Here is a 24,366-nt window from a genome sequence, read left to right on the forward strand (position 1 = left end):
TTATCTCTCCAATCCTTTAACTTCTGCTTCCTTAGCTGCTTTCTTTTCTACTCCGGAAGCTATTGCTACCATGCCAACCCACACAGCTGTAACAACCACTGCCATGCCAACACCGGCAGTTGCCATCTCTTTAAGCATCTGCACAGCATCCTGAGCGTTGCCTGCTGCTGTTAAGAATGGAAAGAAAGGAGTAACTTCTCCATGCCATACATGCTCAAATGCAAGTAAAGCTGTACCACCCCAAAGCATATTGTTAAGCCACTTTAACTTTCTAGAAAATGGAAGTGCCTTTTCTTCCTTAACTGCTTCTACAGCACCTTCTGTCTCGCACGAACATATTTCCTTCTTCTCTTTCTTTTCAACAATCTTAGTTATCGCTGTTGTAACGATAGCTTCAGTACCTGGTACTATAAAACATGCCATATTAAATTCCTCCTGATTCACGATGCATTTTCATGTTCCAAAATGCATATATTTATATGTATTTTACCTATTTCACATTGGATTGTCAAACATTGTAAAATATACATTTTCACATATATTTTCTCTTTATTCCCTCTGCTGAATATGATATAGTAAAGCAGATGGGATTCACTTTGGAAAGGAGATGTTCTTATGAAAAAGAGCTTTAAAAGACTGTTAAGCTGCATATTTGTAATAACATTTTTCCTTATTGGCATGTGCCTCGACAGGGCTCGTGTGAATATTCCTGAAGTGAAATCTTTTTCTACATCAGAAGCTAAGGTATTCGCTACACCTGAGCCTTCTGTCAGTGATACCATGCCATGTACAACTGAAATGCTCGGACTTGTGAGAACATCAATCACCAATCTTACAGCAGACAGAAGCAGTTCCCGCAATGTATTACGCATATTCCAATTCTTACTTTGCGGTCTGTGTGCAGCTATCGGTATCAGTATCTATTTCAAATCGACAGGCGTAGTGCATGATTCTATCACATGCAGCACCACTGTCACTCTTAATTATATCCACCAGACTGACGGCAAAAAATAACAGATCATCATTAAATCAGAACATTTTCTGGTAATACATTATTTATGTATATTATTAATAATATTAAACAACTATATGAAGAGGCAATAAATATGAATATTTTAATGATAATCGGTATTATTCTGGGTGGAGGTGTATCTGTTGCATCCACCGTTGGAATAACTGTGGGTATTTTCGGAACCATTGTATATAAATTTTACAGAAAGCTTCGTTTCGGAATATCTATGTTTGACTAAGTTTGAAAGGATGAATAATAATATGTTAGGTAATATAACAGTAGGTATCGTCATTGTTCTTGCTGTTGCTGCCTGTGGACTTGGTGTGTGGCTTGACAGAGCCAAAACGGAAAGTCAGGACAACAACACTGACGCACAGTCTAAGAATTAAATGATAAAGGCGGTCACATCAGATTCTGTTCTGATATGACCGCTTTTCTTACCACTTTTAAACGCTTTCACGGTATCTGTTAAGCAAATCTTCAATTCTCATATTAATATTTTCAGGAAATGTTGCATCATTTCCGATTTTAACCCACAAATCAATGTTCTTATATTTCTTCTCTCCCATTGTATTATGTCTGTCCTGCTTCGAAGATACTTCTATCTTTACCATTGTACGCTTCTGCTCAAGTATCGGAATAAGCACATAATATAATCTGTCATCTTTAAATGATATGTATCCCGCTTCTTTTCCCGAACGAGTCATTAAATACAGTCTATGCTTTTTTATTCCTGCCGGAAACAGCTTCATTCCAGCTTTGATAAATCCAGATTCAGGTGACATTTCAAGCATTGCTCCGACATAAAATACATTTGCAGCATCATCAATTGATGTAAGAATATTTCCCAATGTATCTGATGTTGCAGTAAACTGCTGTGCTAACAGATATGCAAGTTCTGCCTGATATATGATTTTGTATTCTGAATCATGCACTCTTCCTGTTTCTTCATCAATTCTGTTAAGAAGTTCCTCACTACATTCATATATACTGCGCAGAAACAACTTAAAATCCTCATCTGGCATCCACATATATCTGCCTCGTGCAACCTTAAATCTTCCAATGTTGTTGCCATTGTAATCTTCAGCATAATGATACACATTGCGTTGGCAAAAGGCATGTTCATTCTCTGGAGCTGTAAAATCATATTCTTCATTTTCCTGATCAGTGCCATAATATTTCTCATCATATTCGGAATATTTATAATCATATTTATAGTTACTCTTCAATGATTCCTGCCCAGTCTGATTGAAAAGAACAGTATATGCTTCATTAATTTCATATGCACTGTATCTATATACATTTTCTTTGTTTGATTTATCTCTGTTTAGCACAGCATCCGGATGCACCATATGCATAAGCCGTCTGTACCGCTTCTTCAATTCCATCTTAGTAATATCTGATCTGACATCAAATATTTTATATGCCTGCTGAACCGTCATAAATACTGTATTCCTTCTACATTTTTTCTAAGTTATCATACACCATTTTTAAAAATTTTACTATTTTTATTATTCCTGTTGACAGTTATATTGTTATAGTGTACTATTGTGCTAGTACACAGGTACGCGTCATGTGTACATTACCTATTACAGGAGGAGGGATTATGGACTATAAGGCTAATATACCAATTTATCTTCAGGTAATCGATGATATTAAAAAAAGAATTCTTACCGGTGAGATTAAGCTTGGCGACAAGCTTCCATCAACCAGGGAACTTGCCGTACAGTACACGGTCAATCCTAACACTGCTGCAAGAATATACAATGAACTTGAACAGTGTGGTCTGTGCTATACCAAAAGAGGTCTTGGCACATTTGTATCAGAGGATGTGCATCTGATTGATACATTAAAGGCAGAACTTTCCAGTGAAATGATTGAGACTTTCGTTTCCGGAATGACCAGCCTTGGTTTTTCTAAAGATGAGATTATTAATCTCATTAAGAATTATCACGAATAAAATATGGAGGGATTTAATTATGCTGCAATGTAAAAATGTTACTAAAAAGTATATGAAGATGACTGCCGTTAATGGTGTTTCCATCGACTTCATGCCTGGCAGAATATACGCTCTGCTCGGCTCTAACGGAAGCGGTAAAACAACTTTAATGAAGATGATAGCAGGTCTGGTAAAACCCACTTCCGGGGACATCACTCTTTCAGGTGTTCCAATAGGAGTAGAAACTAAGAAACACATAGCTTATATGCCTACTGAAAGTTATTTTTATAACTATATGAGCTGTGCTGATATTGGAAAGTATTATGCTGATTTCTTTGAGGATTTCTCACTTGACCAGTACTACAACTATCTTAATGAGATGAAGCTTACGCCTGACATGAAAGCCAGCAAGATGTCATCAGGAATGATGGCTAAGCTTAAGCTTGCTGTTAATCTTTCAAGAAATGCATCTGTTATTATGCTTGATGAACCACTTAACGGTGTTGATATTGTTGCAAGAGAGCAGGTTATCAATGCGGTAATCAGCAAGGCTTCACCTGATAAGATTATCATCATGTCGAGCCACCTTGTTGATGAGCTTGAAGCTGTTATTGACTACGCAGTATTTATCAAAGACGGTGTGATTGTTTCACAGGGAGATGCTGAAAATTTACGAACAGCTTCGGGCATGTCAATCGTTGACCAGTACAAACGCATTTATGCATATTAAAAGGGGGAATCTTCAATGTTAAAATTAACAAAATACGAATTGAGAAAGAATCTTCTCGGTATAGGAATCGTGGCAGGTATTATCTGTGTACTTCAGGCTCTGTTTATGTTTTTCTGCCTGACTGAAAATATTAACTATACAAGCCTTTTCGGAGGACTTTTAATAATAGCTGCCTCTGTAAGTTATTTTATTGTATTTATATTTGGAGTTGTAACATATTATAGAGAACTTTCAAGCAAAAGCAGTTACCTGATATTCATGACACCTAATTCATCTCTTAGCATAATTACATCAAAGCTGCTCTATACACTGATTATTGGAATAGGAATTTCAGCAATATTCATCGGCTTTGGAGTTCTTGATATATTCATGATGGCTGGTGTCTTTGGTGATCTGGCTGACGCACTCAAGAATTTCTCAGAAATGTTAAAGATTATGGGTATTGATGTTGTCAATATAATTATTAATATTGTAGCTGGAATAATATCATTCCTTATAGCTTTCTTCTTCCTTATATCACTTGCATACTTTGCCATAACACTATCTTCAACTGCCTTGCAGAACAATAAGATTAAAGGATTTATCTCAGTTATATTATTCTGTGTCCTTGCATATGCAACAATTAAGATTTCTTCTTTGTTGCCTGAACTTTATAAGAATCCAGACAGCTTATCCCAGGCATTAATGTCAAGCCTTCCAGCTACCATATTCCAGTTATTAATGGTGGTTGCATGCACATTCGGAAGTGCCGTGCTTCTTGATAAGAAGGTAAGTCTGTAATTCGTATTCTCACGGGATGGGATGCCGGCAAAACCTACTAAAAGCTTCACAGGATTTAATCTAGTAGGTTTAATTCTTACAATTACATATGAATCTTGTTTAAAAGACCTACTAACTTGATGTTCTCATCGAATATAGTAGGTCTTTTTATAGTTATTCTGTTGTTCAAAGATAGATTTCATCTCCAAAACACCTACTAAATTTCATATATCATTCTATTTAGTAGGTTTCCAGACCTTAGTTGCCATGCATGTCTCAGCCAAACGACCTACTAATCTCCTGATTCATCTCTATCCAGTAGGTTTTCAACCTGCAATTCAAGTCTCTTACGCTTCCACATAATCGAAAGCAACAGCTTCCATGCGCTCCTTGAACAGCTTGTTAAACACTGCAATTACACGACCAACGCCAATCATCGAAAGAATTGTTCCAAGTCCAAGACCAAGAAGTATATGTCCAGTAAAGAGTCCTATTAAAAATGTTGTGCAGACATTGAATATATCAAAACAGTTCTTGCAGAAGCCCACACCCTTGCCGGTTCTGCCTTTAAGCCTTGTAGTATCACTTATTGCCTGTACAATTCCATCTCCCGGATTAGGTATAATTCTCATATTCAGTGACATTGCTGCTCCTATTCCTGTCAATAATACAGCAAGCAGCAATACTATAATCTGTAATACAATGTCGTTATGTACAGATGGAATAAGTGCTGAGAACACATTCAGGAAGCGGGTAAATACTATACTTACCGGTATCTGTAAGGCATCTCTTATAATATACATTCCAAGATACTTAGCTTCTTTTCTGTCTGTAAGATACCACACAGTATGCATTATCATCTCAATTAAAACAAAGATAAAATATACAATCATCGTCATATTGGCGAAGTTAAATCCTATGATATGAGATATCGAATATGGCACTGAAATTATTGGTGAAACACCAAGATTAGCTTTCGTATTAAGCATAATTCCAAGTGCAAGTATCAGTAATCCCAGAAGATAAAACACCCATCTGATAATAAGTTTATTTCTGCTCTTCATTCTTAATTGCCTCCCAGAGGTTTTTCTCAACTTTGCCTGCCATAACAGATAGTGTCCGCACCTCTTCTTCACTGAATCCATTATATATAACATTATCAATTATGTTAAATATCCTGATAACTTCATCAGCCTTCTGGCTGCCACAATCAGTAAGCGACACATTCCACGACCTTCTGCTTGCCGGATTATTTTCTCTCTTTAACAGACCATCCTTTTCCATTCTGTCTAATGTTCTTGACATTGTAGTTACATCCATAAGGCAAGCATCCGCAAGCTCTTTCTGATTCATAATCCCATGTTCTCTTAATTCCTTAAGAATCCTTGGCTGCCCCTGTCCAACTGTAAGCCCAAGTTCTATAAAATATGGTCTTATCAGTCTTCTTCTTAACATTTCTATATCAAAAAATATATTCTTTGTTTTCTTATCCATATTTCATTCCTTTCTCTTACTCAAGCTCAAATTGTCCTGTATACAACTGGTAATATCTTCCCTTCTGCTCTAACAATTCATCGTGACTGCCACGTTCAATGACTTCACCCTTTTCAAGAACCATTATGGCATTAGAATTCCTTACTGTCGAAAGCCTGTGTGCAATAACAAATACAGTCCTTCCCTCCATTATTGCATCCATTCCCTTCTCTATAAGCCGCTCTGTTCTTGTATCAATTGAGCTTGTAGCCTCATCAAGAATAAGAACCGGCGGCTTGGCAATCGCTGCTCTCGCGATAGCAAGAAGCTGTCTCTGTCCCTGTGAAAGATTGCTGCCATCAGCAGTAAGCATCGTGTCATACCCTTGAGGAAGTCTTGTTATAAATGAATCAGCATTGGCAATCTTAGCTGCTTCCCTGATTTCCTCGTCAGTTGCATCAAGCTTTCCATATCTTATATTATCTGCAATAGTTCCTGTGAACAAATGTGTATCCTGGATTACCATTGCAAGAGAACGCCTTAAGTCATCTTTCTTAATATCCTTTACATCAATTCCATCATATGTAATTGTACCTGACTGAATATCATAGAATCTGTTTATAAGATTAACAATAGTAGTCTTTCCTGCTCCTGTCGAACCAACAAATGCTATCTTCTGTCCCGGCTTTGCAAACAGCGAAATCTTGTTAAGCACCTTCTTTTCAGGCACATATCCAAACACAACATCATTAAATCTCACATCACCCTTAAGCTCAATAAGCTCCCCTGCCGGCAGCTTCCATGCAAAAAATCCTGTCTTATCAGAAGTTTCTGTAAGGGTATTATCCGCATTTTTAATGACATTGCATAAAGTTACCTTTCCTTCGTCAAGCTCCTCCGCCTCGTCCATCATGTCAAATATTCTCTCAGCTCCCGAAAGTGCAGAAAGTATGAAATTAATCTGCTGTGTGAACTGATTTAACGGCATAGCACTCTGTCTTACATACACAAGATATGCCGATATACTTCCAAGGTCCATAATTCCCTTGATTACAAATATGCCTCCAACACAGGCAGATAGTGCATAATTAAAATACGACAGACTTACAATTACAGGAATAAGCATTCCCGAATATGCAAGTGCATTAGTTGATTCCTTCCTGAAACTCTCATTCATCTCACAGAATTTTTCAAAATTCTTCTGCTCGTGGTTAAAGACCTTCTCAACCTTCTGTCCTGCCATCATTTCCTGAACGAAGCTGTTAATATTACCAATCTCCTTCTGCTGTCTGTGATAATATTTCTTGCTGCGTTTACCATTGTATTTGATAAAGATGAACATAAGAATAAGAAAAATAACAACAATAATAGTCAGCCTTACGCTTAATACCAGCATCATTGTTATGGTTCCAAAAAGTGTAAGAAAGCTCTGGATTACCATCGCAAAGCTGTTGTTCATCGCTTCCTGCACTGTATCAACATCATTAGTAAAATGACTCATAATCTCGCCATGTGTATTATTATCAAAATATTTCAATGGAAGCTTCTGTGTATGCTTAAACAGATCCATTCGAATCTCACTTACCACCTTCTGGGAAGTATGCACCATAAGCCTGTTATAGCCAAGCGTTGACAGCGCACCACACGCATACATTACACCCATTCCGCACACAGCCATGATAAGTCCTTTCATATTGCCAGGAACAATGAAATTATTAACTACAGGCTTTATTAAAAATGTTCCCATAATTCCTGCACCTGCACTTATAAATACAAGAATTGCTATAAGCAGGAACGCCCATTTATAATGACCCAGATATGTAAGGAGATGCTTAACAGTATTTTTCGTATCTTTAGGTCTTTTATATCCAACATACTTAGCCATTAAAGATCAGCTCCTTCCTTCTGTGATTCATATATTTCCTGATATATCTTATTAGTCCTTAACAGACTTTCGTGTGTTCCGATTGCGTCCACACGACCTCCGTCCATAATAATTATCTGGTCTGCATGACACACTGACGATATTCTCTGTGCAATTATAATCTTAGTCATATCTGGCAGCTTCTTTGCAAGTGCATTTCTTATCTTTCCTTCTGTTGCAGTATCAACCGCACTCGTTGAATCATCAAGAATAAGAACCTTCGGCTTCTTTAATATTGCTCTTGCAATACATATTCTCTGCTTCTGTCCTCCTGATACATTGACACCTTCCTGTCCCATCTCTGCATCAAGTCCTCCAGGAAGCCTGTCTATAAATTCATCAACACACGCTATGCTGCATGCCTCTTTAATCTCATCCAGAGTCGCATTTTCATCGCCCCATCTTAAGTTATCAATAAGCGAGCCTGAAAACAGCGTATTCTTCTGCAATACAACTGAGATTGCATCTCTTAAATGTCTTACCGGGTATTCCTTAACATTTATTCCATCTATCTTAATCTCGCCCTTAGTTGCATCATAGAGTCTTGGAATAAGCTGGATAAGCGTCGTCTTTGATGAACCTGTCTGACCGATTATTCCGACTGTCTGTCCAGCATTAATGTGAAATGAAACATCTGACAGCACATATTCTTTGGCGGTATCCTTATATTTAAACCAGACATGGTTAAATTCAATCTCACCCTTCTTAACTTCAATGTCCTTTGCATTCTCATCAGTTATATCAATTGGCTCGTCAATTACCTTCATAATTCTTTCTGCAGAAGCAAGTGACCTTGTCATAAGAAGGAACACATTTGACATCATCATAAGAGAATTAAGTATCAGAAGGACATAGCTTAAGAAAGAAGTAAGCTGTCCAATCATCATCTGTCCTGAATTAATCAGTCTTCCGCCAATAAGTAGAATACCAAGAATTGTAGAATACATAACGAACTGCATAGCAGGCATGTTAAGTACAGCTATTCCAAATGCTTTATCTGATTCGTTTTTCAGATTATCATTAACATTCCTAAATTTTTCAATCTCATAGTCACCACGCACATATGATTTAACAACTCTTACTGCTGTAAGATTCTCCTCTATACACCTGTTTACAAGGTCGACTGCTCCCTGCATTCTTCCATATCGTGGACCAACATTAATGATTATTATGATGAGCAGGACTGCCAGAACTGGAAGTGCCACAAGAAAGACCAGTGCCAGTGTTGAATTAATCTGAAATGCCAGAGTCGTTGCAAATATCAGCATTACCGGACTTCGTCCAAATGGACGCATTCCTGTTGATACAGCATTCTGGATATTAGTCACATCACTTGTGAGTCGTGTAACCAGTGACGAAACACTGAAATGGTCTATATTAGAAAATGAATAAGACTGAAGTTTCTCGTACTCAGCCTTTCTTATATTAGCACCCAGTCCCTGACCTGCAAGCGCAGAAAATCTTGCACTTCCCACACCTAATATAAGTGCAGCAACTGCACATACAGCCATCTGGATACCTTTGTTTATTATATATGGAACATCTGAATTGGTCACACCTATATCAATCAGGTCAGCCATCAGCTTAGGCACCATAATCTCAAGCACAACTTCAACACCTATACATATAAGCGCCAGCCATGCGTATTTCTTATATTCTTTCATATAAGAAAAAATTCTTCTCAACATTACTTGCACCTCCAATTGTTGTATATGCAACTATTGTATTTCCAAGTTCAAGCAATGTCAAGAAGACATTTTTATAATTACTTTACATTTTTCTTATATACTATATAAGAAATTACTGATGTAATCACTTCGGTAATCCAAAAAGCATGCCATACACCAACTGCACCTGTTATCCTTGACATAACGAATGCAACCGGAATTATTACCGCAACATATCTGCACACAGATATGATAAGTGATGGAAATCCTTTTCCAAGTCCTTCAAGTGCCCCCGCCGAAGTAACTGATACAGTTGATACAATAAATCCGGCACTTATGATTCTTAATGCTGTCTCTCCTGCATTTATTGTGTCTGGATTACTTGTAAACAGACCGATAAGTGAACCCGGTATTGCAAGACAGAGAATTGTACCTGCTGCCATAATAGCAAATATAAGTACCATTGATGTCTTATATATCTTTCTTACTCTCTCATGCTCTCCTGCTCCGTAATTATATCCCATAAGTGGTCTCATTCCCTGCACAACTCCGTTGGCTGGAAGATAAAGGAATGTCTGCAGCTTGTAATATACGCCAAGCACGAATACATACACAGCAGAGTATGCTGCAAGTATTACATTAAGCACTGATATAAGAATAGATGGAAGTGCAAGGCTTAAGCTTGCCGGCATGCCTATAGAATAAAGTCTCTTTGCCATTGACCCTTCTATCCTCATCTCTGATTTTCTGAATTTAACCGGAATAGGCTTAACAATATATATTATTATATAGAGCACAGCCGCCGAAGTCTGACCTATTCCTGTCGCAAGTGCAGCACCCTCAATTCCCATTGCTGGAAATGGGCCGATTCCGAATATCATCATCGGGTCAAGCACAATATTAACTATACAGCCTGTCATAAGGCAGACCATAGAAGCATTCATTCTTCCAACTGCCTGAAACACCTTTTCAAACATAAGCTCAATTCCAAGCATTATTGAAAATGCAAATGCAATATTGGAATATTTAAGTCCCAGTGAAACTATCTCTGCGTCCTTTGTAAACATTTTTAAAAATACCGGCATGCCTGCTATGCATATCACTGTAAGCACAACAGCGTGTATACAGCTTAGGAGCATACCCTGACTAGCTGCCTTGTCAGCCTGCTTCTGGTTCTGTGCACCCATAAAAAATGATATGACCGCATTAATTCCTATTGCAAATCCTATCATAACCGAGCTTATAAGATTCTGTACAGGAAAGACAAGTGACAAGGCTGTCATCGCATTTTCACTTATCTTGGCAACAAAGAAGCTGTCAACAATGTTGTACAATGAATTAACCATCATTGATATTACCATTGGAAGCGACATTTTTAATAACAATGGGAGTATCTTCTGCTCCTTCATATATGTCTGATTCATATTAACTACCTGTCCTTTTCGTAAAAAAAGAGCCAACAAGTGGCTCTTTTTCTAATGATACACGATAATATTTAATTATTCAACCAGATTCTTTCGCATATACATAAGAAGCTCCAGTATAAGTATAAGTGGCATTGTGAATATACACCATACAGATTCCCGTACTGCCTCAATCATGCACATTTTCACTATTGTTCCCTGTCTCATTCCAATGCCATGCAGCAGCTTATAGCTTGCTTTTCTTCTTTCTATTCTGTTTCTTACAATTATTGCCATTATAAGAAGCTGTATTACTATAACTGCGGCAATGGTTATTCCATACTGGAGAATATTGTTAATAAGCTGGGTTCTGTATATATTCTTTGCATCGACATTAGAAGAATACGATAATTCATTATTATCAAAATATACAGCCACCTTATTATTCGTTGCTGAAAATGTTGATGACAAATCATAATTAATGTTCAGCTGGTTATACTTAAGTCCGAATTCCAGATAACCGGTCATTTTATCACCGGTTATCCTCTCCATGAAGCTTCTCTGGTTATCAACTGCCTGCTGTGCCAGTGACATTCCCGCAAGTGCTGTATAATATCCATAATCAGGCATGATTCCGTTAAAATCTTCTTTCACATCGTCTGTTACCTTAATGACAGCCGCAACCTGAGGTGATACACACGCACCAAATATTGACTCATACCCATTTATCCAATCCTCAGAATCTCCTTCACTGTGCATGTTAAATGTTGCACTTCCTTTAAGCGTTCCATTAAATTCTGAATAAAGGTTAATCTTTCCTGAATTATTATATGTATCATAAAATGCCCTGTCAAACGGATATGTATATCTCCCATATGCCACATTATTTGTAAACCTTATATTAGGCATTACAGACAACGGATAATAATTATAATTCAAGATATCTCCTGCCTGTAATGTGTCATCATAAGTTCCATCTGGTGTATTTCTCAAAAAGACTACAACCTGTTTTCCATTAACGAAATCATCATAATTCCTGTATTCCTTATCAATGTACTTCTCAAGCTTGTTATATAATTCTCTGGTAGGATTAACATACTCTGTGGAATATATATAACGGTAACCATAATCCGTAACGGGTGATTCTCTCGTTATATTATAATTATCGGGTGAAATAGTATCCATTCCCATCTTATGAAAATCCTGATTATCCCAGAACCATGTACGCTCTGATTCATATGCTGAATAATCTACCGACTTTATTCCACCTATCTTTTCAAGCTCTGTAAGAAACTCTTCCGAAAAGCCTGTGAGTAAATTAGTATTGCCTCTCTTACAATATTTATTAGAATAATTAACATGCAGCATATTAAAACGTATTAGATCCTGATGATTATTTGCATCAAGGCTATCAGATTCTTTTGTCAGCTTACTTTTTAATTCATTAAAGCTTATGTTGTATCTGTTTCTTTTTTCACTGGACAGAAGAGCATTCCTCTCTTCACTGTAATATTCTCCATCTGGTATTGGAATATTATAATAACCCTTTATATAACTATAGTAATATATATACATTTCATATTCTGAATCTGAAGGATCCAGATATCCATATATATCCGGTATCTGCTCATTATCCTTGTACGCAATATATACTTTCTTTATCATTAATGCTGAAAATACAAGTACAGCACATATGCATAATGCGAATATTCTAAGCCCGGCAGCCATAAATATTCCATCTTTTCTGATAAATCTTGAGCTTACTGTAATTAATAAATTAGACGGCTTAATTTTTGATTTTTTACCAGTGGCGTTATATATATTTACATTCTGGCTGTTTTTCTTTTTCCGTTTTTTATTTAAAATGTGATTTTTACGGCTGTTTGCAATAATACCTGCTATTTCTTCAACTATTATTGCTATAATTACTGACAAAACACTTTTTATAATTACATTTAATGTGACCTTATAAAATGTGAAGCCATTATGAATTTCAAGAGCCTTTCCTATTCCAAAGCCTGTAAGTAAAGCCAGTATAAGTCCCATTATTCCCGCTGGAATAATTATCAGGGCATTTTCAATAATATACATACTCCGAAGTGACGCCTTATTCATTCCAAGCTTTCTGAAACGCTCATAAGCCGGGCGTCTTCTTCCTCTGTATTCAATAAGCTGATATGAAAGTGCAAGAATTCCTATTATCATTACAACCAGATACATATACATGTATACTTTAGCTGAACTCCACGGCTGATAATCATATACTGCCGAATTATATACAGTCTCTGTTTTTGCATCTTCCTTTATCTTCTTATAAACAGTTGCATAATCTGATGTTTTCACAGAATCATTTAAAGAATAAAAATACACATTACGATATTTATAGTTAAATATTTCTAAAGCATCCGGCGTTACAACAGCTCCCGGTATATTCTTCCCGTTCTTCCATATATTTGTATAATTAGCCAATATACCAACAAGCATAAATTCTTTTTCCTGTCTGGCACTTTCATCATATATACTGTTTTCCTCACAATATCTGATAGTTACAGTCTCACCTATTTCACCAGTATATCCAAGTGATAACAATGTATTCCAGTCCATAGCTATCTCGTCATCATTTTCTGGCAGTCTTCCTTCATCAAGACTGATTCTGACCTGATTAATGAAATCCTTATCAAAGCTTCCGACAATATATCCCGTCCTTTTCCAGTCAGAATTAAACATACTGACACTGGTCATTATTTTGACAGGATCATTAAGATATGCATGTTCACTCAATGACTGGTTAGGCTCCTTTGATGTGATTTCATATAAAAACCAGTCTCCGAATCTGGATTTGTTCGATGACATCTGCCACTGATACATATTATCCTGAAATATAAGAACGGCTGTTACAAAAAATACTGCTGCCAGAGTCGTACATGCTGCCTTTATTATCTGCGGCATACGCCTTCTTACACTTAAAAATGTAATTTCAAATACAGACATACGCATCCCCCTTTCCGTATGTATGGCTATACTACTGGCACACTCCATCAACAATAGTTATTATCTTATCTGCATAATCCGCCATCTGTCTGTCATGCGTAACCATAATTATTGTCTGGTTGTGCTTCTGGCTTGCCTTGGATAACATCTGTGCAACTGTTCCTGCACTTCCCGCATCAAGATTACCAGTCGGTTCATCCGCAAGTATAACAGCAGGATGGGTAATCAATGCCCTTGCTATTGCAACTCTCTGCTGTTCACCGCCTGACATCTGCGATGGAAACTTATTCTTACAATGCGATATTCCCAATTCCTCTAACAAATCATCAACCTCATTCTCATCAGGCTTCTTGCCATCTATAAGAATCGGCATAACAACATTTTCATATGCTGTAAATTCTGGAAAAAGACTGTAATCCTGATATATATATCCGATATTTCTTCTTCTGAACTCTGACAATTCCTTGTCCTTCATTCCTGTTATCTTCTTTCCGGCAATAATAACACTTCCGGTATCCGGCTCGTCAACACTTCCAAGAATCCTTAACAGAGTCGATTTTCCCGAACCACTCTTTCCAATAATAGCAGTAAATTCTCCCTGTTCAAACTCAAGTGTACAGTTCTTGAGTGCCGGAACATCAACGCTTCCGGCATGATAAGTTCTTTCAATATTCTCCGCTCTTAACATAATCTCGTTCATAATATACCCGTCCCTTCTATCCATATTTCTATAATTTTCTGACAAATCCTGTAAACATCAGCAGTTCCATTAACAATAACAACGGCATTGTAATCACGCACCATACTGATTCTCGGAGTGCCTCAAGCATACATACTGAAACAATCTTTCCACGTCTCATTCCCAGACTGTGCAGAAGCTTCATTTTCTCTTTTCTTCTGTTAATACGGTTTCTGATAACAATTGCCATAATTAACAGCTGCATAACTATCATTGCAATAATAGTGATTCCGTACTGCAGAATACTGTTGATAAGCTGTGTTCTGTATGTATTCTTGATATCAACATTGCTGCTATAAGAGATATTATTATTGTTGAAATACACACCTATCTTATTATTGGTTGCTGAAAATGTTGATGCTAAGTCATATTTTATGCTTATCTGGTTGTAGCACAGTTCAAAATCCATATCATCGCTTAACTCTTCTCCAATAAGTCTCTCCATAATATCTTTCTGTCTGTCAACCGCCTGCTGTGCCATGTTAGTACTTGCAATTGCTGTATAATAACCAAATGTCGGAATTATTCCATTGAAATCCTCCATAACCTCGTCAGTAACTCTGACAACAGCAGCAACCTGTGGAGCAACGCATGCATCATAATCTGCTTCGAGCTTTTCCATAAGCTTATAATCAGGATTAAAATCATGTGTATTGTTGTAATCTAATAAATACCTGTTATATGCTTTATCATAAGGGAATATTAAAAAATATGAAGGATCAATTATATTACTCTTATCATCATACGTATTCTCATCTACTCTGTAATAATTATAATAAAGTGTATCTCCAGCGTTAATAGTGTCATCATATCCACCCTCTGGCAGATTTCTTAAGAATAATACGACCTGTTTTCCTTCCTTAAATGCTTCATAATCAACATACTCTTTATCAATATATTTTTCCAGTTTGCTATACAGTTCCTTTGTAGGCTCAGTATATTCTGTTGAGAACATATATCTGTCTCCATAATCGTCAATATGCTGCTTGTTATAATGATAATTCACTGGGTGAAATGCAAATGTCTGCATTTTCTCATAATCCTGATTATCCCAGAACCAGGTTCTCTCAGATTCAAATGCTGAATATGAAACTGACTGTATTCCATTAATCTCCATTAACTGGTCAAGAAATTCTTTGGAAAACCCTTCAATAATGTTATTATTAGGATTCTTAAGGTATCCACTGCGTGATATCTGTATCTGTGCACTTTCTCTTCCTATACTGTCTGTATTATTAATTTTGACTGCATTATTGGAATCCCACATTTTTCCTTCTTCAACTAATTCCTTCAGCTTATCAAAATGTATATTATAACGTTTTCTTAATTTTGCTGTATCCTCAAGTTTATCCATTCTGCTCTCACGGCTTTCAGAATACATCGAGGGCTTCATTGGAAGATTATTATAATTCTCAAGATAGTACCAGTACTTCATATACAACTGGTCTTTGTCCTCTGTTCTATCTATATAACCAAATATATCAGTAAGGCTGTCATTATTCTTATATTCTGTAAATGCATTTTGAATCTTCAAAGCCGAAAATATAATTACTCCACATATACATAATGCAAAAAATCTTATTCCCACTGCCATCAAAGCTCCGTCTTTTTTTATAAATCTTGAGCTTACAGTCCTTACCAGATTATGTCTGTTCATGCGGCTCTTATTGTTTTTCACAGTAACAGGCCTGCCCGACCACTTCTTAGAAGCTGGCTTCTTTTTATAAAAATGTATGTTGGATATTATTCCGCTAAGTTCCTCAACTATAATTGCAATTACAACAGAACCAGCACTTTTAATAATAACTTCCATATTCGCCCTGTAGAATTCATAACCGGACTTGGCTTCAAGTGCCTGTCCTGTAAAGTGTCCTGCTGCCAGTGCAAGCAGAATACCAATAATTCCTGCCGGAATCAGTATAAATGCGTTCTCTGTTATATACATTTTACGGATACCTGCTTTAGTCATTCCCATCTGTCTGAACATATTGTATGACTTGCGTCTTGTATTTCTGTACTCAATAAGCTGGTATGACAATGCGAGAATTCCTATAACCATAACAACTATATACATATATGCATATACTGTTTTTGATTTCCACGGAGAATAATCATATACTGCAGCATTATATACAGTCTGGCTTTTTACATCCTCCTTAATCTTTTTATATACATTTGCATAATCCTGTGTCCGCACAGAATCCTTGAATGGATAAATATAGATATTATAAATAGTACATTTGAATTCTTTTAATCTTTCCTCAGTAACAATTGCTCCTGGTATATTTTTCCCATCCTGCCATATATTTGTGTAATTATTTAATATTCCAACCAGTGTAAATGTTGCACTAAGCCTTCCTTTATCTGAATTAATATTGTCATTTTCATAATAATTAATTGTTACCTTCTGTCCTAGCTCCCCCTCATAGCCAAGTTTAAGCAGAGTATTCCAATCCATAGTTATTTCATCTGAAGCCTCCGGCATCCTTCCCTCTGCCAGTCTGATTCTGCCCTGCTTCATAAAATCGTCCGTCATGCTTCCAACATAAAGCTTTGTGTTATTCCAGTCTGAATCAAATATCCGTACCATACTCTCTGCCTTTAAAGGCTTTTCCAGAAAGTCATTCTCATCAAGAACCTTGTTTGGCTCTTTCGTTGTTTTCTCACATATATACCAGTCTCCAAACCTCGACTTATTCGATGACATCTGCCACTGGTACATATTCTCCTGAAATATAAGAACTGCTGTCACGAAAAACACCGCCACCAGTGTCGTAAGCGCCGCCTTCCATATCTGCGGGAACCGTCTCCTTATACTTTTGAAAGTAATCTTTAAAACATTCACTCAAGTACCCCCTGTAAGATTTATGTATATACCTTATCATGCCAACCTTACAAAAACCTTACAACTCAATTAATCTTCCACCGGTAGCCGATTCCGCGGATCGTCTCTATATAAGCTCTGCCGTCCTCACGGTTTCCAAGCTTTGTCTTTAGCCTGCTCACAGTAACTGTCAGCGTATTATCCTCTACAAATGTTCCGTATCTGTCCCACATTTTCTGGAAAAATGTATCTCTTCTTACAATAAGTCCCTTGTTGTTTATAAGTATCTCTAACACATGAAATTCTGTCGGTGACACGCATATCTGTTTATCTGCATGTGTGACTGATTTATTCCTGAAATCTACCGTAAGTGTTCCATCTTTATAAATGTCTGTGCCACCTGATATTCTTCTAACATTAGCCATTATTCTTGATACAAGTTCTGCAACCCTGAACGGCTTCACAACATAATCATCACCGCCGCAGTCAAGTCCTTTAATAATACTGTCTTCATCATCACACGATGTTAAAAATATTATTATCTGGCTTCCGTGTTCTCTTATTTTCCTGCAGACATCAAATCCATTGCCATCAGGCAGATATACATCTAACAAGAATACATCTATTGTAGCTTCTTCCTGTTCATATATTTTATTAAACTGTCCTACGCTTGCCGCTTCCACAACTGAATATCCTTTTTCCTGTAATATTCCTGCAAGCTGCTGCCTTATAAAATCATCATCTTCCAATATAAGTATCTTGGTCATATTCCCTCCCAGCCAGTACATTTTCTATATTGTAATGCACTAACCTTACACATATCTTACAATTCAGCCTTTCTCTTAAGAACATATCTTGGTATCTGTACCCTTATGACAGCACCTTTGCCGTCCTCGTTATTACGCACATCTACGGTTCCATGATGTGCTTCAATAATAAGCCGCGACAGGTTAAGTCCTATACCTGCATGTCCTGCAGCAGCACTTCCTGTTGTCTCGAACCTGTCAAATACATACGGTATCCTGTCCTCCTCAAATCCGCTTCCATTATCCTTAATATTGACTATACATTTGTCATCTCGGCATACAGCCTTAACTTTAACCGTATCGCACAGCTCGCTGCTGTTCTGTATTATATTGATAAATGCTTCTCTTATCCATTCTTCATCGGCATTGATACAATAATCTTCATCATCACATTCCACTGTTATATTGCAGTCGTTCTTAGGTAACTGGCTCACAACATCACATAGCATGCTGTTCACATTAATGTCCTGCTCTGTCATGATTATCTTACCTGCTTCCATTCTGCTTATTGTCATCAGCTTACTTATAAATGACCTGATTCTTTCAATCTGTTCAAAACATCTTTCAAGAAGCCCCCTGTTTTCTCCACTCTCCTCTAACCTATCCAGTGCAAGGCTCAATGCAGTAAGCGGTGTCTTAATCTGATGTGCAATATTCTCTGTAAAATTCTGCAGTTTCTCATTACGCTCAACAAGAAATCTTTCATCCGCTTTCTGCTTTTTCTTTAACTGCTGGTTCTCTGCACCAAGATTAATAACATATGAATAGATATCATTATGTCCGATTTTTACAATCATCCTTATACATGCTGTCATTACAACTGCAATTATAATTATCCCTGCCACTGCAATTATCCACTGACCGCTTCTAAAATACATATATGATGAACCATTTTCTGTATACCCGCACTGCATAACTACATTCTTATACTTTGATACATCACTTAACGAATACCTGTTATAAAACATCATATCTATCAGATATTCTCCTGATTTTTCATCTATATTATAAAGTCCTGCTGCCAGTGCCCTGAATTTTAATTCATAAAATCCAGTCGTAACAGCAACTATAAGTATGGCAATTCCTGCCATAACACAAAAAGCAGCCATCATCTTTTTCCTGATGACGGCTACTTTCCTTTCTGCAATATGTTCTATATCTTTTTCTTCCTCTATTATTACTGTATCTGACATAAATCCCCCTTAACTCCACCTTGGTAGTTTCTGGGAGTATTATATCATTTTTCTTTATGTTTGTCTGTCAGCAGAACTGACATTATCAATGAAGTTATCGGCACTGTAAGTATTATGCCCATTGTTCCTGATATTCCACGCATTATCTCGATTGCAACAGAGTACATGTTAAGAATCTGATGCATCTGGTATGAATAAGCGTATATTATCATGACAAGTCCCAGACTTCCTCCTGCATAAGCAAGAATAAGTGTGTTAGACATTGTTCCTATCATATCACGTCCAATATTAATTCCTGCACGGAATATTTCCTTTGCTGATATGTCAGGTCTGTTTTCTTTAATCTCATGTAATGATGATGAAACTGACATTGCAACATCCATTACTGCTCCTAACGATGCAATCAGTATTCCTGAAAACAGCATACCGCCTATATCAAGCTTTGAATTCTGACCTACATATATAAGATTCTCTATATCATCAACATTATATCCTGTTACATGTCCAAAATGTCCAAAAACAAGTGCTATAAGACCTGATACAACTACTCCGACTATTGTACCAAGCATAGCACCAATTGATTTCTTCTGAAAATCTGCCAGCAGAATAAATGTTATTAGCGTAATTATGACAACTGATAATGTAGCTGCAATAAATGGTGAAACACCTATATACATCATCGGAATATACATCATTACTACAACTGCAAATGTGAATATAAGTGCAAGTACTGAATTGAAACCTTTCTTTCCTCCAACCAGCCACATAAGTCCGAAAAATGCTGCTAATAACGCAATTATCTCCGGTTCACGGTCATAATTATATACATTGGCTGAGAGGTTTCCATTATATTCACTTATATTAGCTATTACCCTTGTTCCAACCTTACAGTTAGCTCCGTACAGATATCCGTTAAGACTGTACGCTTTTACTTCTTCTCCATTGTGGCTTCCTGATTTAATACGTAAAACAACCTCCTGGCTGTCGCCGCTTTCTAAGTCAGCGACAGCCTGAAGGTCTTCTTTATCATTCTGTATAACCACTGCTTTAACAAACTTAGTATTGTCTTTGGCAAGCAGTGGTTTTCTTTCTACACTGGTGTAGAATAGAAACATCGCAATCATAATAAGTGCCACAACAAGGTATTTACCAAATGTGTCTATTATCTTTCGCAAATGTCTTCCTTCTTTCTGATTCCAACTATAACAGCGCCGATACCTGCTGCGGCGGCAGCCATACAAGCATATACTCTTGCAAGCATGTTATCTCCTGTCTGTGGAGCTTTACCATTATCTGTCGAAGAATTATCGGTTGATGAGTTATCTGCTGATGAGACTTCTGCCGGTGCAGATGGTTCTGTTACAGTATCGTTATCATCCTGTACAGTAAGTGCATTAATTGCATTAACAACTGCAGTTTTTGCATCCTCTAATGCCTTGGCATCAATCTTAGGTGCATTCTCTGACTTATAATCTGCAAGCTGTGCCTGTGCACCTTCCTGTGCCTGAATGTATATAGTCTTGTCCAGAAGTGTTGATACGCCCTTCTTAAATCTGTTAACACTCTTTCCGCTTTCAGATGTTGACTTGTCTGCTGCATTCTTTACTGAACCGTAGCCTGATACTCTGTCAGTATCTTTGCCATAATTGGTTGTAATATCTGCAATCATAGGGTCTGAAGCTGTTGTATATGCTGCCTTAATCTGCTTTAATGCTGAAAGCGCATCCTTAAGAGAATTCATGCTGTCTTCTGTATAATTAACCTCTGTGCCGTTAATTAAAGCCTCTGCATTATTAATAACCTCATCCACTGACATATCTGTATTAGTCTTATTGATTGTAAAATCATCAGCATATTTATTACCATTGTAGTCATATGTCTTGATGGTAAGTGAGCCGCTTGAAAAATCAATTGTTGAGAATGATGGGAGGCATGCATTAGTTCTCTCTGCAATGTAGTATGGTGTGTAGTTAAGCAGATTGTAGTACTTAGAACCTGAGCCTGAACCTGTTGTTATATAAAGAGTTCCATCCGGATTAGTTACTGAACCGCTGCTTATATCATAGTCAACTACATTTCCATCAAGAATCTGATAACTTCTTGAAAATGTGTGGTCATGTCCTGTAAGACATATATCAATGTTAAATTCGTCCATTAATGGTGCAAATACAATTCTGTTAGTAGCAGCATCTGTATCTGCATGTGGCTGTCCTGAACCATAGATATCGCTATGGAATATTACAACCTTCCACTTAGCATCAGGATTGCTTGCAACAGCCTTATTCATAAATGTTCTGTGCTCCTCCTGATTACGGTTGTTGCTGTTTAATGAAATGAATAATACATCTCCATAGTTGAAATAGAAATCACTTCCTGCTGCTGTGCTTCCTAACTTATCCTCTGAATTAGGATTGTTAAAATGTGCTGAGTAATCTGAACCTGCCATATCGTGGTTACCGATTGTTGCAGCGATTGGAAGGCTTCTGAATACTGATGGATAAAGATATCCTGCATACTCGCTCTCTCTTGTCTTTTTATCATTATCCTTAGTTGCACCAGACTGGTTAATCTGATCACCTGCTGATAAAAGAAACGATGCATCAGGACATGTCTTTAATGCCTGTTGCATTGTCTTGTTCCAGTTGTATGCATCTCTTGCAACACTGGCATCATTAGCTGAATAATCTGAACTGCTTCCTGAAGCACCAACCTGTGGGTCACCGGTAAGAATAACTGAAAACTTATCCGTTGCCTTAGTTGTATAATCATACTCAGCAGACCATATACTGTCATCTCCTGTGTAATTGTCTGTATACTGGTAATGATACTGTGTGTTCTCTTCAAAATAATCAGCTATGTTTACCTTATTGGCTGCACTGTATGACTTTCCCTGCCAGTTCTCAGCACTGATAGCCTCTGCATTACCTGTTACAACCTTGGCTGATGACTTTGAACCATCCTTCCATACCTTTACTGCCGGTGTTCCTTTTCCAGCTGAATACCATGAAAAATTAAGATCTGCCGCATCTGAACCTGGAGTTAAAGCTACATTTTCAGTCTGTGCATAAGCTTTTTCTCCTCCCTGCCATACATTAGAAAGCCAGTTCTGGAAATCAGCTGAATTATCTGTATCCTGCTTGAATGTACTCTGACTTACATCCGCCTCACCATATGCAAATGCATTAATAAGTGGTACCTGACTTACAAGAACTGTTGACATTGCAGCAAGTGCTGCACCTTTTCTTAATAAATTCTTACTTCTCTTCATTTTTTCCTCCACATAATGAGATATATTTATTCGTATACTGTTGTGCAACGAATTGCCATTACTATATCCCTATGTGGTAAACTTACAATAATTGCCCTGTAAATCTTATGTAAAATTCTTGTTGTAAGCAAAAAAATAAGACACAGATGTTTAATGTCTGTGTCCGATTTTTTCAATTTATTTATTTTCAAGCTTTGTAATACATTTATCCAGAGATGTTGCAAACCAGTCAATATCATTCTCTGAAAATACCATTGGTGGACGAAGCTTTAAGATATTTCCGTAATGACCTATAACTGATGTAAGAATATGCTCATCTCTTAACATCTCTATTACATTCAACGCCATATCTTTATCAGGTGTCTTGTTGCCATCATTCTTAACAAATTCAAATCCTAAGAACAAACCTGCACCTCTTACATCACCTACTGATTCAGGATGACGCTTCTGTACCTCTTTTAGTGCCTTAAGAAGTGCCGCACCTGCTTTCTTACAGTGTTCCTGAAGATTTTCATCCTTAATATATTTAAGAACAGCCTGAGCGGCAGCTATTGATACAGGATTACCACCAAATGTGTTAAAGTAAGGAAGCTTGTCGCTGAAGGCTGCAAGTACATCCTCCTTTGCAGCTAGTCCTGAGATTGGAATTCCGTTACCCATCGGCTTACCCATTGTTATCATATCAGGGACAATTCCGTGTCTTGCAAATCCAAAGAATGCCTGTCCGGTTCTTGCAAATCCCGGCTGAACCTCATCTGCTATAAATACTCCGCCATTCTTATGTACAACATCTACTGTTGCTTTTAAGAATCCTACAGGGTCAGGATATATACCATCTGATGAGAATATTGAATCAGCAAGGAAACAAGAAAACTTATATCCTGCCTCATTTAATTCATCTATAGTCTTTTGCATCTCTGACGCATACCATGCTGTGAATTCTTCTGGTGTTCCACCATGACGGTAATAATCTGGTGCTGTTATAAGCCTTACATTAGGAAGTAATGGCTGACCGGCTCCAAGTGAAGGTGAACAGCCTGATGTTAATGCACTTGTTCCGTGGTAGGCTTCCTGTGTGATAATTATACCGGTACCACCCGTATAGGCTTCTGCCACACGAAGTGCAAGGTCATTAGCTTCTGAACCTGTACACATATACATTATCTTATTAATCTCATCAGGCATAAGTGCAAGCAGTTCTTCACTGTAATCAAGAATTTTTTCATGAAGATATCTTGTATGTGTATTAAGCGTTTTCATCTGTTCTGTAACTGCATTTACAACAGCAGGGTTACAATGTCCTACACCAGCTACATTGTTATACATATCAAGATATTTGTTACCTTCATCATCCCACAGATAATCTCCTTCTCCACGGACAATGTTAATTGGCTTTCTATAAAAAAGTCTGTAAGCACCTCCAAGGTATTTTTCTCTCTTACTAATCATTTCCCTTGTTTTAGGACTTAACATAGATGCATATTCTTCCTTAAAACTGTTAGAGTCCATAATACTTGATTCTGTTGCCATAATTTCCTCCATTCTGCAAAAAGAAAAAGCACAGAACCTCTGATTTCTCAGAAATTCTGTGCTCCTTTGCACTGTCATACAGATTCATTCTGTCTGACATATATAATA

The 24,366-nt window shown here is 37.2% G+C and carries 21 protein-coding genes; 6 read left to right on the forward strand and 15 right to left on the reverse strand.

What is annotated here, in order from left to right:
* Positions 1–423 carry a hypothetical protein gene (locus tag EUBELI_RS12845; protein WP_041688969.1) on the reverse strand — a complete coding sequence of 141 codons (423 nt, stop codon included), beginning with the start codon at positions 421–423 and terminating at the stop codon, positions 1–3.
* 192 nt (positions 424–615) lie between these two features.
* On the opposite strand from EUBELI_RS12845, the gene EUBELI_RS14285 reads away from it, so the two are divergent.
* From EUBELI_RS14285 to EUBELI_RS14865, 3 genes are all read left to right on the forward strand, one after another.
* A complete protein-coding gene (locus tag EUBELI_RS14285) occupies positions 616–1,014 on the forward strand; it encodes a hypothetical protein (RefSeq protein ID WP_012740810.1) in 399 nt (132 codons plus the stop codon).
* 92 nt (positions 1,015–1,106) lie between these two features.
* Positions 1,107–1,250, forward strand: coding sequence for a hypothetical protein (locus EUBELI_RS14510; protein ID WP_022097890.1), 144 nt, complete (start codon positions 1,107–1,109; stop codon positions 1,248–1,250).
* A gap of 22 nt (positions 1,251–1,272) precedes the next feature.
* Positions 1,273–1,401, forward strand: a complete 129-nt coding sequence (locus tag EUBELI_RS14865; RefSeq protein WP_265416932.1) for a hypothetical protein — start codon at positions 1,273–1,275, stop codon at positions 1,399–1,401.
* A 57-nt stretch (positions 1,402–1,458) separates the two neighbouring features.
* Here the strand turns inward: EUBELI_RS14865 and EUBELI_RS13830 are convergent, their stop codons facing one another.
* Positions 1,459–2,454 carry a J domain-containing protein gene (locus EUBELI_RS13830; RefSeq protein ID WP_012740813.1) on the reverse strand — a complete coding sequence of 332 codons (996 nt, stop codon included), beginning with the start codon at positions 2,452–2,454 and terminating at the stop codon, positions 1,459–1,461.
* Positions 2,455–2,618: 164 nt separating this feature from the next.
* Here EUBELI_RS13830 and EUBELI_RS12860 point away from each other — a divergent pair, with 164 nt between their 5' ends.
* The 3 genes from EUBELI_RS12860 to EUBELI_RS12870 are packed head-to-tail and all read left to right on the forward strand — an operon-like array spanning position 2,619 to position 4,461.
* On the forward strand, positions 2,619–2,972 hold the full coding sequence (locus tag EUBELI_RS12860) for a GntR family transcriptional regulator (protein ID WP_041688971.1): 354 nt from the start codon (positions 2,619–2,621) through the stop codon (positions 2,970–2,972).
* 19 nt (positions 2,973–2,991) lie between these two features.
* Positions 2,992–3,681 carry an ABC transporter ATP-binding protein gene (locus tag EUBELI_RS12865; protein WP_041688972.1) on the forward strand — a complete coding sequence of 230 codons (690 nt, stop codon included), beginning with the start codon at positions 2,992–2,994 and terminating at the stop codon, positions 3,679–3,681.
* A gap of 15 nt (positions 3,682–3,696) precedes the next feature.
* Positions 3,697–4,461 carry a hypothetical protein gene (locus EUBELI_RS12870; RefSeq protein WP_012740816.1) on the forward strand — a complete coding sequence of 255 codons (765 nt, stop codon included), beginning with the start codon at positions 3,697–3,699 and terminating at the stop codon, positions 4,459–4,461.
* 326 nt (positions 4,462–4,787) lie between these two features.
* On the opposite strand, the gene EUBELI_RS12875 is transcribed toward EUBELI_RS12870, so the two are convergent.
* The 13 genes from EUBELI_RS12875 to EUBELI_RS12935 all read right to left on the reverse strand — a co-directional run bounded on the left by EUBELI_RS12875 (position 4,788) and on the right by EUBELI_RS12935 (position 24,258).
* On the reverse strand, positions 4,788–5,504 hold the full coding sequence (locus EUBELI_RS12875) for a DUF6198 family protein (RefSeq protein ID WP_012740817.1): 717 nt from the start codon (positions 5,502–5,504) through the stop codon (positions 4,788–4,790).
* A complete protein-coding gene (locus EUBELI_RS12880; RefSeq protein WP_012740818.1) occupies positions 5,488–5,934 on the reverse strand; it encodes a MarR family winged helix-turn-helix transcriptional regulator in 447 nt (148 codons plus the stop codon). Before EUBELI_RS12880 ends, EUBELI_RS12875 begins: the two co-directional genes overlap by 17 nt.
* 16 nt (positions 5,935–5,950) lie before the next feature.
* Positions 5,951–7,798, reverse strand: coding sequence for an ABC transporter ATP-binding protein (locus EUBELI_RS12885; RefSeq protein WP_012740819.1), 1,848 nt, complete (start codon positions 7,796–7,798; stop codon positions 5,951–5,953).
* Positions 7,798–9,525, reverse strand: coding sequence for an ABC transporter ATP-binding protein (locus tag EUBELI_RS12890; protein ID WP_228003395.1), 1,728 nt, complete (start codon positions 9,523–9,525; stop codon positions 7,798–7,800). The genes EUBELI_RS12885 and EUBELI_RS12890 overlap by 1 nt, the downstream gene beginning before the upstream one ends.
* A gap of 77 nt (positions 9,526–9,602) precedes the next feature.
* Complete coding sequence (locus tag EUBELI_RS12895; protein WP_012740821.1) at positions 9,603–10,928, reverse strand: MATE family efflux transporter; 1,326 nt, start codon at positions 10,926–10,928, stop codon at positions 9,603–9,605.
* Between the two features lie 75 nt (positions 10,929–11,003).
* Positions 11,004–13,898, reverse strand: a complete 2,895-nt coding sequence (locus tag EUBELI_RS12900; protein ID WP_041688974.1) for an ABC transporter permease family protein — start codon at positions 13,896–13,898, stop codon at positions 11,004–11,006.
* Between the two features lie 31 nt (positions 13,899–13,929).
* The gene (locus EUBELI_RS12905; RefSeq protein WP_041688975.1) at positions 13,930–14,598 is read right to left on the reverse strand and encodes an ABC transporter ATP-binding protein; all 669 of its coding nucleotides are present in this window, start codon (positions 14,596–14,598) and stop codon (positions 13,930–13,932) included.
* 28 nt (positions 14,599–14,626) lie between these two features.
* Positions 14,627–17,482 (reverse strand): ABC transporter permease, encoded by a 2,856-nt coding sequence (locus EUBELI_RS12910; protein WP_012740824.1) that lies wholly within the window; start codon positions 17,480–17,482, stop codon positions 14,627–14,629.
* Positions 17,483–17,547: 65 nt separating this feature from the next.
* Positions 17,548–18,228, reverse strand: a complete 681-nt coding sequence (locus EUBELI_RS12915) for a response regulator transcription factor (RefSeq protein WP_041688977.1) — start codon at positions 18,226–18,228, stop codon at positions 17,548–17,550.
* Positions 18,229–18,284: 56 nt separating this feature from the next.
* On the reverse strand, positions 18,285–19,460 hold the full coding sequence (locus EUBELI_RS12920) for a sensor histidine kinase (protein WP_012740826.1): 1,176 nt from the start codon (positions 19,458–19,460) through the stop codon (positions 18,285–18,287).
* 44 nt (positions 19,461–19,504) lie between these two features.
* Positions 19,505–20,635 carry a YibE/F family protein gene (locus tag EUBELI_RS12925; protein ID WP_012740827.1) on the reverse strand — a complete coding sequence of 377 codons (1,131 nt, stop codon included), beginning with the start codon at positions 20,633–20,635 and terminating at the stop codon, positions 19,505–19,507.
* Complete coding sequence (locus EUBELI_RS12930) at positions 20,623–22,728, reverse strand: purple acid phosphatase family protein (protein ID WP_041688979.1); 2,106 nt, start codon at positions 22,726–22,728, stop codon at positions 20,623–20,625. Before EUBELI_RS12930 ends, EUBELI_RS12925 begins: the two co-directional genes overlap by 13 nt.
* A 177-nt stretch (positions 22,729–22,905) precedes the next feature.
* Positions 22,906–24,258, reverse strand: coding sequence for an aspartate aminotransferase family protein (locus tag EUBELI_RS12935; protein ID WP_041688981.1), 1,353 nt, complete (start codon positions 24,256–24,258; stop codon positions 22,906–22,908).
* Between the last annotated feature and the right edge of the window lie 108 nt (positions 24,259–24,366).

Source organism: [Eubacterium] eligens ATCC 27750 (genome assembly GCF_000146185.1).
Taxonomy (GTDB): domain Bacteria; phylum Bacillota; class Clostridia; order Lachnospirales; family Lachnospiraceae; genus Lachnospira; species Lachnospira eligens.